Annotated in this window: 14 protein-coding genes; 6 read left to right on the top strand and 8 right to left on the bottom strand. The window is 61.2% G+C overall.

Features of this window, described 5'->3' with window-relative positions:
* Positions 1 to 135: 135 nt before the first annotated feature.
* The 4 genes from fusA to AC1ROT_RS00020 form a co-directional block, all read right to left on the bottom strand.
* Positions 136 to 2,214 (bottom strand): elongation factor G, encoded by a 2,079-nt coding sequence (fusA, locus tag AC1ROT_RS00005; RefSeq protein WP_492970749.1) that lies wholly within the window; start codon positions 2,212 to 2,214, stop codon positions 136 to 138.
* A gap of 30 nt (positions 2,215 to 2,244) precedes the next feature.
* Positions 2,245 to 2,715, bottom strand: a complete 471-nt coding sequence (rpsG, locus tag AC1ROT_RS00010) for a 30S ribosomal protein S7 (RefSeq protein WP_492996785.1) — start codon at positions 2,713 to 2,715, stop codon at positions 2,245 to 2,247.
* A 12-nt stretch (positions 2,716 to 2,727) separates the two neighbouring features.
* The gene (gene rpsL, locus AC1ROT_RS00015; protein ID WP_492970747.1) at positions 2,728 to 3,099 is read right to left on the bottom strand and encodes a 30S ribosomal protein S12; all 372 of its coding nucleotides are present in this window, start codon (positions 3,097 to 3,099) and stop codon (positions 2,728 to 2,730) included.
* 404 nt (positions 3,100 to 3,503) lie between these two features.
* The gene (locus tag AC1ROT_RS00020; RefSeq protein WP_492996786.1) at positions 3,504 to 4,088 is read right to left on the bottom strand and encodes a malonic semialdehyde reductase; all 585 of its coding nucleotides are present in this window, start codon (positions 4,086 to 4,088) and stop codon (positions 3,504 to 3,506) included.
* A 230-nt stretch (positions 4,089 to 4,318) separates the two neighbouring features.
* Between AC1ROT_RS00020 and gltA the strand changes: the two genes are divergently transcribed.
* The 6 genes from gltA (at position 4,319) to AC1ROT_RS00050 (ending at position 10,012) form a co-directional block, all read left to right on the top strand.
* Entirely contained in the window at positions 4,319 to 5,623 is a 1,305-nt protein-coding gene (gltA, locus tag AC1ROT_RS00025) for a citrate synthase (protein ID WP_492970745.1), read from the top strand.
* A 118-nt stretch (positions 5,624 to 5,741) separates the two neighbouring features.
* Positions 5,742 to 5,882, top strand: coding sequence for a hypothetical protein (locus AC1ROT_RS00030; RefSeq protein WP_492970744.1), 141 nt, complete (start codon positions 5,742 to 5,744; stop codon positions 5,880 to 5,882).
* Positions 5,883 to 6,006: 124 nt separating this feature from the next.
* Entirely contained in the window at positions 6,007 to 8,358 is a 2,352-nt protein-coding gene (locus tag AC1ROT_RS00035) for an ATP-binding protein (RefSeq protein WP_492996787.1), read from the top strand.
* Positions 8,348 to 8,755, top strand: coding sequence for a response regulator (locus tag AC1ROT_RS00040; protein WP_492970742.1), 408 nt, complete (start codon positions 8,348 to 8,350; stop codon positions 8,753 to 8,755). The genes AC1ROT_RS00035 and AC1ROT_RS00040 overlap by 11 nt, the downstream gene beginning before the upstream one ends.
* Before the next feature lie 100 nt (positions 8,756 to 8,855).
* Positions 8,856 to 9,656, top strand: a complete 801-nt coding sequence (locus AC1ROT_RS00045) for a DUF4394 domain-containing protein (RefSeq protein WP_492996788.1) — start codon at positions 8,856 to 8,858, stop codon at positions 9,654 to 9,656.
* Positions 9,657 to 9,667: 11 nt separating this feature from the next.
* On the top strand, positions 9,668 to 10,012 hold the full coding sequence (locus AC1ROT_RS00050) for a cupredoxin domain-containing protein (RefSeq protein WP_492970740.1): 345 nt from the start codon (positions 9,668 to 9,670) through the stop codon (positions 10,010 to 10,012).
* A 50-nt stretch (positions 10,013 to 10,062) separates the two neighbouring features.
* Here AC1ROT_RS00050 and gloA read toward each other — a convergent pair whose 3' ends face one another.
* The 4 genes from gloA to lpxA are packed head-to-tail and all read right to left on the bottom strand — an operon-like array spanning position 10,063 to position 13,374.
* Positions 10,063 to 10,503 (bottom strand): lactoylglutathione lyase, encoded by a 441-nt coding sequence (gloA, locus tag AC1ROT_RS00055; RefSeq protein WP_492996789.1) that lies wholly within the window; start codon positions 10,501 to 10,503, stop codon positions 10,063 to 10,065.
* A gap of 40 nt (positions 10,504 to 10,543) precedes the next feature.
* On the bottom strand, positions 10,544 to 11,752 hold the full coding sequence (gene lpxB, locus AC1ROT_RS00060) for a lipid-A-disaccharide synthase (protein WP_492996790.1): 1,209 nt from the start codon (positions 11,750 to 11,752) through the stop codon (positions 10,544 to 10,546).
* Positions 11,742 to 12,587 carry an LpxI family protein gene (locus AC1ROT_RS00065; RefSeq protein WP_492996791.1) on the bottom strand — a complete coding sequence of 282 codons (846 nt, stop codon included), beginning with the start codon at positions 12,585 to 12,587 and terminating at the stop codon, positions 11,742 to 11,744. The genes lpxB and AC1ROT_RS00065 overlap by 11 nt, the downstream gene beginning before the upstream one ends.
* A complete protein-coding gene (gene lpxA / locus AC1ROT_RS00070; RefSeq protein WP_492970736.1) occupies positions 12,568 to 13,374 on the bottom strand; it encodes an acyl-ACP--UDP-N-acetylglucosamine O-acyltransferase in 807 nt (268 codons plus the stop codon). The genes AC1ROT_RS00065 and lpxA overlap by 20 nt, the downstream gene beginning before the upstream one ends.
* Positions 13,375 to 13,377 lie beyond the last annotated feature (3 nt).

Below are 13,377 nucleotides of genomic sequence, written 5' to 3' on the forward strand. Positions count from 1 at the left end.
GTCTTGCCATGGTCAACGTGACCAATCGTACCAATGTTGCAGTGCGGCTTGTTACGCTCAAACTTTGCCTTGGCCATTTTACTTCTCCGCTAGATCGGATGTGTGTCTATCGATGCCGTTCGTATTCTTCTGAGATCAGCCGGCGAGCTTCGCCAGCACCTCATCGGACACGTTCTGCGGCACCTGGGCGTAGTGATCGAAAGTCATGGTGTACTGCGCGCGGCCCTGGGTCATCGAGCGCAGGTTGTTGACGTAGCCGAACATGTTGGCCAGCGGCACCATCGCGTTGATGACCTGCGCGTTGCCGCGCGGCTCGGTGCCGGTCAGCTGACCGCGGCGGGACGACAGGTCACCCATGACGTCGCCGACGAAGTCTTCCGGGGCAACCACTTCGACGCGCATGATCGGCTCGAGCAGCTTGGCACCAGCCTTCGGCGCCACTTCGCGGAAGGCCGCACGGGCGGCAATTTCGAAGGCGAGCGCCGAGGAGTCAACGTCATGGTAGGCGCCGTCATACAGCGTCACCTTGAAGTCGATGACCGGGAAGCCGGCCAGCACGCCCGAAGCGGCGATCTGACGGATGCCCTTTTCAACGGCCGGCACATATTCCTTCGGCACGTTACCGCCGACGACATCGTTTTCGAACACGACGCCCTGACCGGGCTCCAGCGGCTCGAAGCGCAGCTTGACGCGGGCGAACTGGCCCGAACCGCCCGACTGCTTCTTATGGGTGTAATCGATCTCGGCCTTCTTGGTCAGGGCCTCGCGGTACGCCACCTGCGGCGCGCCGACGTTGGCTTCGACCTTGAACTCGCGACGCATACGGTCGACGAGAATTTCGAGATGCAGTTCGCCCATGCCCTTGATCACGGTCTGGCCGCTCTCATGGTCGACCGACACGCGGAAGGACGGATCCTCGGCAGCGAGACGATTGAGCGCCAGGCCCATCTTCTCCTGGTCGTTCTTGGTCTTGGGTTCAACCGCGACTTCGATGACCGGCTCGGGGAATTCCATGCGCTCGAGAACGATCGGATGGTTCGGATCGCAGAGCGTGTCGCCCGTGGTGGTGTTCTTCAGGCCGGCCAGCGCGACGATGTCGCCGGCGCGGGCTTCCTTGATTTCCTCACGGCTGTTCGCATGCATCTGCAGCATGCGGCCGATACGCTCGCGGTTGTCCTTCACGGTGTTCAGCACACCGGCGCCGCTCTCGATCACGCCCGAATAGACGCGCACGAAGGTGAGCGAGCCAACGAAGGGATCGTTCATGATCTTGAAAGCGAGGCCCGAGAACGGCTCGTCATCCGAGGTCTTGCGAACCAGCTTGTCGTCGCTCTCGGGCTTCAGGCCCTCGACGCCCGCGACATCCACCGGCGACGGCAGGTAATCGACGACGGCATCGAGCAGCGGCTGCACGCCCTTGTTCTTGAAGGCCGAGCCGCAGAGAACGGGCACGAACTTCGAAGCAATGGTGCCCTTGCGGATGCAGGCCGTCAGAGTCTTGTCGTCCGGCTCTTTGCCCTCGAGGTAAGCCTCCAGAGCGGCATCATCCATCTCGAGCACGGCTTCGATCATCTTCTGGCGCCATTCGGCTGCCTGATCCTTCAGATCGGCCGGGATTTCATCGTAGTAGAATTCGGCGCCCAGGCTCTCATCCTTCCAGATGATCGCACGGTTGCGCACCAGATCCACCACACCCTTGAAGTCGGATTCCGCGCCGATCGGCAGCGTCAGCACCACCGGGGTGGCGCCCAGGCGGTCGATGATCATGTCAACGCAACGGAAGAAATTCGCGCCCATGCGGTCAAGCTTGTTGACGAAGCACATGCGCGGCACGCCGTACTTGTCGGCCTGGCGCCACACCGTCTCCGACTGCGGCTCAACGCCGGCAACGCCGTCGAACAGGCAGACCGCACCGTCGAGCACGCGCAGCGAACGCTCGACTTCAATGGTGAAGTCGACGTGGCCGGGGGTGTCGATGATGTTGATGCGATGGTCGTTCCAGAAGCAGGTCGTGGCGGCAGACGTGATCGTGATGCCGCGCTCCTGCTCCTGCTCCATCCAGTCCATCGTGGCAGCGCCATCATGGACTTCGCCGATCTTGTGCGAACGGCCGGTATAATAGAGCACGCGCTCCGTGGTCGTGGTCTTGCCGGCATCGATGTGGGCCATGATGCCGATATTACGGTAGCGCTCGTAGGGAGTAGTGCGAGGCATGACGATCTCCGGGGACTCTTAAGCCGCTTCTTACCAGCGGTAGTGGGAGAAGGCCTTGTTGGCCTCCGCCATGCGATGGGTGTCTTCGCGCTTCTTGACCGAACCGCCGCGGTTGTTGGCGGCATCGAGCAGTTCGCCCGACAGACGATCAATCATGGTGTTCTCGCCGCGGCCGCGGGCCGCCGAGATCAACCAGCGGATCGCCAGGGCCTGGCCACGATCGTGACGCACTTCAACCGGAACCTGGTAGGTGGCGCCGCCGACACGACGCGAACGGACTTCGATGGCCGGACGCACGTTGTTCAGCGCATCGTGGAACATCTTGACCGGGTCATTGCCGGACTTCGCCTTGATGCGGTCGAGCGCACCATAGATGATCGCTTCGGCGGCAGACTTCTTGCCGTCGTACATCAGCATGTTCATGAACTTGGTCAGGACGAGATCACCGAACTTCGGATCCGGCAGAATCTCGCGCTTCTCAGCAGCGTGGCGACGCGACATGGATCTCTCTCCTTACTTCGGACGCTTCGCGCCGTACTTCGAACGGCGCTGCTTGCGGTCCTTGACGCCCTGGGTGTCGAGCACGCCGCGGACGATGTGATAACGCACGCCGGGAAGATCCTTCACACGACCACCGCGGATCATGACGACCGAGTGCTCCTGGAGGTTATGGCCTTCGCCGGGAATGTAGCTGCTGACCTCGAAACCGTTGGTCAGGCGCACGCGGGCAACCTTACGAAGCGCCGAGTTCGGCTTCTTCGGGGTCGTCGTGTAGACGCGAGTGCAAACGCCACGACGCTGCGGGCATTCCTGCAGCGCGGGGACCTTGTCACGGACCGGCTTCGGCGAGCGCGGCTTGCGGATCAGCTGGTTAATAGTCGGCATACGAGTTGAAACTCCGCCAAGTTTTGGTTCAACACATAAAAAAACAACTCAAGGCGAACCACCGTCGGCCTTTCAGCCCGGCAATCCGCCTCGCATTCCGCTCCAGACCCATCACTTGCTGCCCATCGGCAGCGGAGAGGGGTCATTATGTCTCTTGCGTAAGCCTAGCCTCGACGTGAGCGCTACGGAAACCGGGCTGTTCGCCAACCTGTGTCTAGGGAAATCCCTACTACCGGGTCGACTCGCGGGCCGGAACATACTGGCCGCACCCTACCCGGTCAAGCGCGTTTTCCCATCTTTCTGTGAAGTTTTGTCGCATCGGCGCCAAAGCCCAAAAACAGCAGGATTCGCGGCTGTTTTATATTTGCGGGCCTCATATAGACACCCGCCAAATATGAGAACATTCAAAGAACTTGACAGGCCTCACTGAATGCCAGCCGGGGGCTGCGCGGGAAAAGCTTGGTAGAATCGCCGTAGCCGAGATTGCAGAGGAAATTCGACTTCACCTGCCCACCCGGGAAAAACGTCTCATCGACCTTGGCACTGTCGAACCCTGACATCGGACCGGTATCCAGCCCGACAGCCCGGGCCGCCAGGATAAAATAGGCCCCCTGCAGGCTTCCGTTGCGGAAGGCGGCCACCTCTGCCGCCCTGGCATCATGGGCAAACCAGCCGCGGGCCTCCAGGTTATGGGGAAACAGCTGTGGTAGCTGGTCATAGAATTTCAGGTCATAGCCGATAATGGCGGTGACAGGCGCCGCCATGGTCTTGTCGAGGTTGCCGGCTCCCAGGGCAGGCTTCAGCCTGGCCTTGGCCTCCGGGCTACGGATAAAGACGATCCGTGCCGGACTGCAATTGGCGCTGGTTGGACCCCATTTCATCAGGTCATAGATCTGCTGCAGCTGCGCATCGCTCACCGGCCTGTCGAGCCAGCCGTTATGGGTCCGGGCAGTGCGGAACAGGGTGTCGAGAGCAGCGGCGTCGATCATCGGTCTATCTCCGGAGCAAATCAGGGAACGGCAGTCGCTACGCCTAGCACGGCATTCCACAACTGGAAATCCGGAGTTACGCGGACGTAACGTCGGATAGTTGCAGGAATTTTATTCATCCAAGGTCGGGTATTTTGCGAGTGACGGAACACTTTCCTCCGGCGCGGCCACCACCCTATAATTGTTTGCAACACAACCAGATACACAGTCTCCAACCTGGGGGTACCCGAATGACCACCGGCAGCAAGCCCGTTACGCTCACCGATCCGAACACCGGAAAGACCGTTACCCTCCCCATGCTGGATGGTTCGGTCGGTCCGTCGGTGATCGACATCCGCAAGCTCTATGCCGAAACCGGTCACTTCACCTATGACCCGGGCTTTACTTCGACCGCCAGCACCGAAAGCAAGATCACCTATATCGATGGCGACGAAGGCGTGCTGCTGTATCGCGGCTATGACATCGCCGAGCTGGCCGAACATTCGACCTTCCTCGAGACCTGCTACCTGCTGCTGAACGGCGAGCTGCCGAATGGCGAGCAGCGCACATCGTTCGAGAATTCGATCACCAATCACACCATGCTGCATGAACAGATCCATTTCCTGTTCCGCGGCTTCCGGCGCGATGCGCATCCGATGGCCGTGATGTGCGGCGTTGTTGGCGCCCTCTCCGCCTTCTATCACGACGCGACCGACTACGATGATCCGAAGCAGCGCATGATCGCGCAGCATCGCCTGATCGCGAAGATGCCGACCATTGCGGCGATGGCCTTCAAGTATTCGATCGGCCAGCCCTTCATGTATCCGCGCAACGATCTCGGCTATGCCGAGAACTTCCTGCAGATGACCTTCGGCGTGCCGGCCGAGCCTTACAAGATGAGCCCGGTCCTGGCGCGCGCCATGGACCGCATCTTCATCCTGCATGCCGATCACGAGCAGAATGCCTCGACCTCAACCGTGCGTCTGGCCGGTTCGTCGGGCGCCAACCCGTTCGCCTGCATCGCCGCCGGCATTGCCTGCCTCTGGGGCCCCGCGCATGGCGGCGCCAACGAAGCCGTGCTGAAGATGCTGGAAGAGATCGGCTCGGTCGACAAGGTCGGCGAAGCGGTCAAGAAGGCCAAGGACAAGAACTCGGGCTTCCGCCTGATGGGCTTCGGCCATCGCGTCTACAAGAACTATGACCCGCGCGCCAAGGTGATGCGCCAGACCTGCTATGAGGTGCTGGACGAACTGGGCGTCAAGGACGAGCCGCTGCTGAAGATGGCCATGGAGCTGGAGCGTATCGCGCTGGAAGACGATTACTTCGTCTCCAAGAAGCTGTACCCGAATGTCGACTTCTACTCGGGCATCATCCTGCGCGCCATGGGCTTCCCCACCGCGATGTTCACGGCGCTGTTCGCGCTGGCCCGCACCGTCGGCTGGATTTCCCAGTGGAACGAGATGATCGAGGATCCGGCCCAGAAGATCGGCCGCCCCCGTCAGCTCTATACCGGCGCCACCAAGCGGCCGTATATTCCGCTCGACAAGCGCAAGTAATCCGCGTTTTATTAACGTGGATTGACGGCACCGACGGGAGGCGGGCCGAATGGGCAAACGAGCGGAACAGCATGGCGGCAAGCCCCCTACGGGAACCCGGACAACCGGGTATGGCTGGATGCGTCCTGGTTTCGTCACGATGCCCTCGGCCTCCAACGACAACCGGATCGCGCCACGGATTCTGCTGCGACAGCCGCAATTCTGGCTGTGGATCGCCGGTGCCGGTGTGCTGATCGCCTGGCTGGTCGCTCGCCTGTGACCCATTAGGCAACCGATGAGATTTGGGCCGCCCTCGGGCGGCCCTTTTCATTTGTCCGCGCAAAGACTCGTGGCAACCTGATAAAAAACCAACCTATGTTCGCGTAACAGGATAGATTCTCCGTATGCGCATCACTGTGCGCCTGAAACTTGCCGCCGCCTTTGCCATCGCCGTCCTGACGGCGGCTGGCCTGGGTGTGGCTGCTCTCTGGGCGGTCCAGTCGGTCGGCGACCTTGTGGTGCGCCTGTACGATCAGCCGCTGATGGCGATCAACTATGCCCGTCTGGCTCAGACCGATTTTGGCACCCAGGAGTTGTCGACCCGCGAACTGCTGACCGAGAGTGAAATCGCGGACAGCGAGCAACATGCCGAGGACATAAAGACCAAGAACGAAGAGTTCTTGGCCGATCTGGGCATCGCGGAAGAGCGCGGACTGAATGAAGCCATCCGCAAATACGGCGCAAAAATTCGCGATCTGAATGAAGTCTGGCTGCAGTCGACGCTGGATGCACTGAAGGAATTGCCAGACTCCGCGGCCCGCCGCGAGCACATCCGCACGCGTGAAACCATTGCCGCCGCGATTTCGGAAAATCTGGAAATCCTGACCCAGATCGCTGCCGAGGACGGTTTCGTGTTCCGCACGCAGGCCGAAGCCACAATCCAGGCGACCAAAGATCGTACCATGACGATGATTGCGGCGCTGGCGGCTGTCATTCTCGTTGTCTCGGTCTTGCTGACACGGAACATCGTGTCGCCACTCAACACCATGACACAGACCATGTTCCGGCTGGCCGATGGCGATATCGGTGTCGACGTCCCGGAAAGCAAACGACGCGACGAAATCGGTCAGATGGCCGCATCGCTGCGAGTGTTCCGTCAGGCTCTCGAAGATCTCCAGGTCGCCCGTGAACGCGCCGAGGCCGCAACAAAGGCCAAGTCCGAATTCCTGGCGATGATGAGCCATGAAATCCGCACGCCAATGAATGGCGTGCTGGGCCTGACCCGCCTGCTGACCAAAACACCGCTCAATCCGGAACAGCGCAACCTTGCCGGCACGGTACTCGATTCCGCTGAAGCCCTGCTGGTCATCCTCAATGACATCCTCGATTTTTCGAAACTGGAGGCGGGCCGCGTCGATGTCGAACAGATCGACTTCGACCTTGCGCGCGTGATCAGCGCATCCCTGATGCTGATGAAAAATCGTGCCGAAGAAAAAGGTCTACTCCTGGGTGCAACGATCGACCACACCCTGCCGCCCTATTTGATGGGCGACCCGAACAGGCTGCGCCAGGTTGTGCTGAACCTGATCGGCAACGCGATCAAATTCACCGAAAAAGGCCGCGTCGACGTCATCGTCCGCCATGAACCGGACGCGCAGGGTAACGCTGCCATGCTGCGCTTTGAAATCCGCGACACCGGCATTGGCATGAGCAAGGAAAGCCTGAGCAAACTGTTCGGCAGCTTCGTGCAGGCGGATTCCTCTATTACGCGTCGTTTCGGCGGCACCGGACTTGGTCTGGCCATCTGCAAGCGGCTGGTTGAAGCCATGGACGGTACGATTGGCGTCGACAGCGAACAGGGCGTGGGCAGTACCTTCTGGTTCCGCCTGCCATTGCTGATGGGCCATGAGCCGCTGGCCGTGAAGAAGGATGCGGTCGATACTCCCCTGCCCTCGCTGCGGATTCTGGTCGCCGAAGACAATCCGGTGAACCGCAAGGTGGCCGCCGGCATCCTGATGGAACAGAAGCATCAGGTGGCCTTTGCGAACAATGGCCGGCTTGCTCTCGAAGCAGCCGGCCAGGCCACGCCACCCTTCGACCTGATCCTCATGGATGTGCATATGCCGGAAATGGATGGCATTACGGCCGCCCAGGAAATCCGCAAACTGCGCGAACCATGGCGCGATACCCGTATTATTGCCGTCACGGCCTCCTTAAGCACCGATGGTGTGCAGCGATGCCTGGCGGCCGGCATGAACGACTATGTGGGCAAGCCCATCGTGCCGGCGGCGCTGGATCAGGCGATCCGCCGGGTCATGGGGTTTGTTGGCGAGCCGATGGTCCAGATCGCGGAACCAACGCCTTATGGTGGCGCCACAGCCGAGGAAGATTTCGATTCCGGGGTTCTGCAAAGCCTGGTCGACGACCTGGGGCAGGAGACCGCCATCGACCTGGTGCAAACCTTCATCGAACTGTCTGGCGAAATGGCGGCCGGCCTGACCGCCTTTGAACAAGACAATGACTGCCATCGCATGGCCGAACTGGGCCACAGCCTGAAAAGCTCGGCCGCCAGCCTTGGCCTGCGCATGGTGCGCCGTCAGGCCGAGGCCCTGGAAAAAGCCGGCCTCTCCGGGGACGCCGCAGAGACAAGGCGCTACACTGATCAACTGAAATGGTCCCTCGAATCAGGCACGACATGGCTGCGCGACTGGGCTAGCGCTGCGGCCGAGCCTGCCGGATTGAAGCATGTTGGATAACAAAATTCCCGGCGCGGGAAACCTTCGCGTCCTGCTTGTCGAAGACGACATGTTCGCCCAGCGGCTGGCGGCATCGGTTCTGCGTCAGCTGGGCGTCACCAAACTGACCGTCGTCAAGGACGGTCAGGCTGCTATCGAAATGCTGGGGGAATCGGAAATCCAGTTTGACCTGATTATTTCAGACTGGAACATGCCGCATGTCACCGGGCTGGACCTGCTGAAGCATGTGCGCAGAACCTGGGAGAACATGCCCTTCCTGATGCTGACCGGAAATGCCAACGAGGATTTTGTCATCACGGCCCGCAACAACAAGGTCGACGCCTATGTCATCAAGCCATTTTCGGCGGCCCAGCTGCAGCAGAAGATTGCCGCCATGTTTAATATAAAGCTGCCTTAAATTCCCGATAATATGGGATTTTCCACCCTTGACCGCCCACCGGATCAATCTATCAATCTTCAATGCGACCAAAACCGTGCCATTTGGCCAGGAGGATTTCATGCGTTCCAAGATTACTGCGGCGGCCCTGGGTTCCGTTTTCTTACTGACCGGCTTTGCCGGCCAGGCCCAGGCGTTGGATTTCGCCGGCCTGAACAACCGCAATGAGATCGTCCTGTTCAGCGACAAGGCGCCAGGCAAGGTCAAGTCGGTCGCCATCACCGGTGTCGAAGGTAAGGTCATCGGCATCGATGTCCGCCCGGCGGACGGCAAGCTGTATGCACTGACCACCGACAGCACGATCTACACCATTGATACCATGACCGGTGCAGCCACCCGCAAATCCAAGCTCTCGGTGGTTATCGACTCTGTCGACCATGTCATTGTCGACTTCAACCCGCAGGCCGACCGCATGCGTGTGATCGGATCCACCGGCCAGAGCCTGCGCGCCAATGTCGATACCGGCCAGACCGTGGTCGACGGCAAGCTGGCCTACCGGCAGCAAGACCGCAATGCCGGCAAGCCGGTCGGCGTCTACGCCGGCGCCTATATCAACTCATTCGCCGGCGCCACACAGACCCAATTGTTTGAGATGGACAGCATGAATGGCACCTATGTCGTGCAGGACCCGCCGAATGACGGCGTGTTGCGCACGGTCGGCGCAACCGGCATCCCCGCCGGTACGATTGTCGATGCCATCGATATTTATACCGATGCCAAGGACAATTACTTCGGCTTTGCCGTCAGCAATGCCGTGCTGCACAGCTTCGATGTCGGCACCGGCAAGACCAAGAAAATCGGCGCCATCGGCAGCGGCAAGACTGCGATCATCGATATCGCCGTCCTGACGCCGCGCAAATAGACCGCTGCACGATGCTGTACAATGGCATCGCCGTGGCGATCGGCAGCCTGCTGCTGGCCCTGTGTATCAGCCTGTATTCGACATGGTCGGAGGCGCAGGCCGGCACCACCATCCTGCAGCAGGGCATTGCCTTCAAGCCCGGCTCTGTGAAGGTCAAGGTCGGCGGTCAGGTGACCTTCCGCAACGAAGATCCCTTCGGCCATAACGTCTACTCGCCCAGCAAGGGCGGGATTTTCGATATCGGCCTGCAGGCTCCCGATTCCGAAACGGCCGTCACATTCAAGGAAGCCGGCGACTATATTATCCAGTGCCGCATCCATCCAAAGATGCGCGCCACGGTTAGCGTCAGCCCCTGACACTGCGACCGCGACAATGAAAAGGCCCGGATCAAACCGGGCCTTTTGCTTTATGCAGGCTTGCGCTCGATCAGTTCGATCTTGTAGCCATCCGGGTCTTCGATGAAGGCGATAACGCTGCCGCCGTGCTTCATCGGGCCGGGCGGCCGCGGAATCTTCACCCCGGCCTCTTCGAGCACCTTGCACACGCCATAGATATCCGGCACGCCAAGGGCGAGATGGCCGAAGCCGCTGCCAATCGTATAGGGCTCTTTCTGCCCCCAGTTATGGGTCAGCTCGATCACCGTATTGCTCTTCTCGTCGCCATAGCCGACGAAGGCCAGGGTGAATTCACCGGTCGGGTAATCGGTCTTGCGCAGCAAGGTCATCCCCAGCTTGCCGACATAGAAATCGAGTGACTTTTCCAGGTCCAGCACGCGCAGCATGGTGTGCAGCATCTGGAAACTGCCGGCCTGGACGGCGGGTTTGTTAATGGGGGCAGTCTCGTTCATCGGGCAATCCTCCGGGGCTTGAGGGCTATGATATGGGGGATCAGGCTGGCGCGGGCAACCGCTTGGCCGCGACGGCCAGAACGGCACGGGCCGCACGATGGGCCGGCGGGACCGGATCGTCGGCGCCCAGTTGAGCTGCAACGGCGGCGCAATCCTCGACCTGGCGCCGGTGCACGGCCGGATCGGTCAGCAGTTGCGACAGGGCCGGCGCAATCTTTGCCGCCGTGCAGTTTTCCTGCAGGAATTCCGGCATGACTTCGCGCTGCTGCAGGATATTGACCAGCCCCACATAGGGAATTTTGATGAACCGCCGCATGATGGCGGCGCTGATCGGGTTGATCCGGTAAGCCAACACGGTCGGCGTGCCCGCGAGGCCAAGTTCGAGTGTCGCCGTCCCGGATGCCGCCAGCGCAACCTCGGCCGCCAGCATGGCCGCATAGCGCTCCGGCGCTGTATCCAGCACGGTGGCCGGAAATGGCAAGGTCGCGACCGCATCGCGCACCAGATCGGCGACCGTCTCCACTGTCGGGATCAACAGGTGCAGCGCCTGTCCCTGCGCCTTCAGCATGGTCAACGCTTCGGTAAACACGGGCAGCAGTTTCGTCACCTCGCCTTTGCGGCTGCCCGGCATCAATGCCAGCAGGCGAACGTCGGAAGAAATACCGTGAAGCTGACGGAAGCCGTGCCCTTCGGCGGTTGCCTTGGATTCGGCACGGCGCGCTGCGGCCAGCGTTTCGACTGCCGGATGGCCGACGAATGTGGTCGGCAGACCCACCACCTCGAAATACGGCGGCTCGAACGGCAACAGCGCCAGCAGATGATCGCACAGTTGTGCCAGACGGCGGGCACGACCTGGACGCCAGGCCCAGACGGTCGGCGCGACATAATGCACGATCGGAAAGCTCCGCCCCGGCACCCGCTGCATCACGCGACGGGTATAGCCGGGGCTGTCGATGGTGACGACCACATCAGGTGCTTCCGACAGCACGAACCTTGCCGCCTGATCGATGCGGCCGAGCAGGAACCGGGCTTTGGGCAGCAGTTCGACGACGCCCATGATCGCCATATCGGAAACCGGAAACAGGCTCTGCAGCCCTTCTCCCTCCATCTGGGCACCGCCAGTGCCGATAAACTCGACCCCGCCTTCCGTCTCGCTGCGCAGGGCGCGCATCAGGCTGGCGCCAAGCACGTCGCCTGATGGTTCGCCGGCCAGCAGCGCCACCCGCAATTTGCGTGGTTCAACCGCCATGGGGCAGTCCGATCAGAAACAGGCCGTGGCGGTCGGCGGCCGCAGCACTTGCGGCGGCATCCACCATCAACGCTGCACCGGCTTCGACAGCGATACCGCTGAGGCCGGCCGCAGCGGCCTGATCCACAGTCACGGTGCCTATGGTCGGCAGATCGACACGCCGGTCCTGCTGCGGCTTGACGCATTTCACCAGCACGCCGCCCCGCGCCGCCGGTATCTCTGCCATCCGGCGCAGCAGCGCATCGGTGCCGGCATCGTCTTCCAGCCCTACCACGCGGCCGCCGGCCGCCACGGCCGCCTGGCCCTTGTCCGCCGCGCCCAGATCGCGGGCCGCCTGCAGGGCCAGCGCGATATCCGCCTGCTGGCTCTCTGTCGGCGCGCGACCGCCATAGATCTGCTCCTGCACCAGCAACTCCTGCATCAGGGCATCGATGCCAATGATGCGGAAACCGTCCTGCTCGAATGTTTCAATCACCACACGCAGGATGGCATCGTCACCACTCAACGCCGCCTTGACCAGGCGCGGCAGCAACAGCGCGCCTTTCAGGTCGGGCTTCAGGTTTTTGAAGTCGGGTTTGGTGACCGAGCCGCAGAGACAGACCTCGCTCACACCGGCCTGTTTCAACGCCTTGAGCAGGCCACCGACCTGCGGCAGGTCGAACCAGCCATGATCGGTGCCCTCCACGGTGGCGGGAAGACAGAAGCCATTGAGGGCTGCAATAAACAGCGGCCGGCCCTGGGCAAGCCAGGCGTCGCGGATCAGGGCCGGAATCTGGCCGCCGCCGGCGATCAGTCCCAGCTTGGGATGCCCGGTATCAGACCGCGCCGTTACCATCCGCCTGCGGCTGGCAAACGCCACGCTTGGAGGCGTTGCGGATGAACTCGACCAGCTCCTGGACCAGCTTGGCGCCATCGAACTGGGCCGCGACATCGTTCAGTCGCTTGCTCAGTGTATCGCCCCTGGCGAACAGAAGGTCATAGGCTTCGCGCAGCTTGGAAATATCGTCGCGTTCAAAACCACGGCGCTTCAAACCAACAAGATTGAGGCCGGTCAGATGCGCACGATTGCCGATCACCATACCATAGGGAATGACATCCTGCTCGACGCCACTCATGCCGCCGATCATGGCGTGCTGGCCAATGCGGCAGAACTGGTGGATCGCGGCCAGACCGCCGACAAAGGCGAAGTCGCCAACCTCGATATGACCCGCCAGCGTCGCATTGTTGGCCATCACGACGTTATTACCGACATGGCAATCATGGGCGACATGGGCACCGGTCATGAACAGGCAGTTATCGCCGACACTGGTCAGCATGCCACCACCCTCGGTGCCGGTATTCATGGTCACGCCTTCGCGGATCACGTTGTTCTTGCCGATCACCAGCCGCGACGCTTCGCCATGATACTTCAGATCCTGCGGCGCATGCCCGACCGAGGCATAAGGAAAAATCCTGGTGCCCGAACCGACAGACGTAATGCCGGCAACCACGGCATGGCTCAGAAGCTCGACACCGTCGCCAAGCTCAACCTGTTCGCCAACCACACTATAAGGGCCGATCTTCACATCGGCTCCCAGCTTGGCGCCATCCTCGATGATGGCTGTGGGGTGAATGCTGCCCATGGG

This window comes from Ferrovibrio sp. GW821-FHT12E11, from assembly GCF_058806975.1.

Bases quoted from the DNA above. Each gene is read 5' to 3' on its own strand.
- AC1ROT_RS00040 (WP_492970742.1), top strand. From the start codon at position 8,348: ATGTTGGATAACAAAATTCCCGGCGCGGGAAACCTTCGCGTCCTGCTT.
- lpxA (WP_492970736.1), bottom strand. From the start codon at position 13,374: ATGGGCAGCATTCACCCCACAGCCATCATCGAGGATGGCGCCAAGCTG.
- AC1ROT_RS00020 (WP_492996786.1), bottom strand. From the start codon at position 4,088: ATGATCGACGCCGCTGCTCTCGACACCCTGTTCCGCACTGCCCGGACC.
- lpxB (WP_492996790.1), bottom strand. From the start codon at position 11,752: ATGGCGGTTGAACCACGCAAATTGCGGGTGGCGCTGCTGGCCGGCGAA.
- rpsL (WP_492970747.1), bottom strand. From the start codon at position 3,099: ATGCCGACTATTAACCAGCTGATCCGCAAGCCGCGCTCGCCGAAGCCG.
- AC1ROT_RS00045 (WP_492996788.1), top strand. From the start codon at position 8,856: ATGCGTTCCAAGATTACTGCGGCGGCCCTGGGTTCCGTTTTCTTACTG.
- AC1ROT_RS00035 (WP_492996787.1), top strand. From the start codon at position 6,007: ATGCGCATCACTGTGCGCCTGAAACTTGCCGCCGCCTTTGCCATCGCC.
- AC1ROT_RS00050 (WP_492970740.1), top strand. From the start codon at position 9,668: ATGCTGTACAATGGCATCGCCGTGGCGATCGGCAGCCTGCTGCTGGCC.
- fusA (WP_492970749.1), bottom strand. From the start codon at position 2,214: ATGCCTCGCACTACTCCCTACGAGCGCTACCGTAATATCGGCATCATG.
- AC1ROT_RS00030 (WP_492970744.1), top strand. From the start codon at position 5,742: ATGCGTCCTGGTTTCGTCACGATGCCCTCGGCCTCCAACGACAACCGG.
- AC1ROT_RS00065 (WP_492996791.1), bottom strand. From the start codon at position 12,587: ATGGTAACGGCGCGGTCTGATACCGGGCATCCCAAGCTGGGACTGATC.
- rpsG (WP_492996785.1), bottom strand. From the start codon at position 2,715: ATGTCGCGTCGCCACGCTGCTGAGAAGCGCGAGATTCTGCCGGATCCG.
- gloA (WP_492996789.1), bottom strand. From the start codon at position 10,503: ATGAACGAGACTGCCCCCATTAACAAACCCGCCGTCCAGGCCGGCAGT.
- gltA (WP_492970745.1), top strand. From the start codon at position 4,319: ATGACCACCGGCAGCAAGCCCGTTACGCTCACCGATCCGAACACCGGA.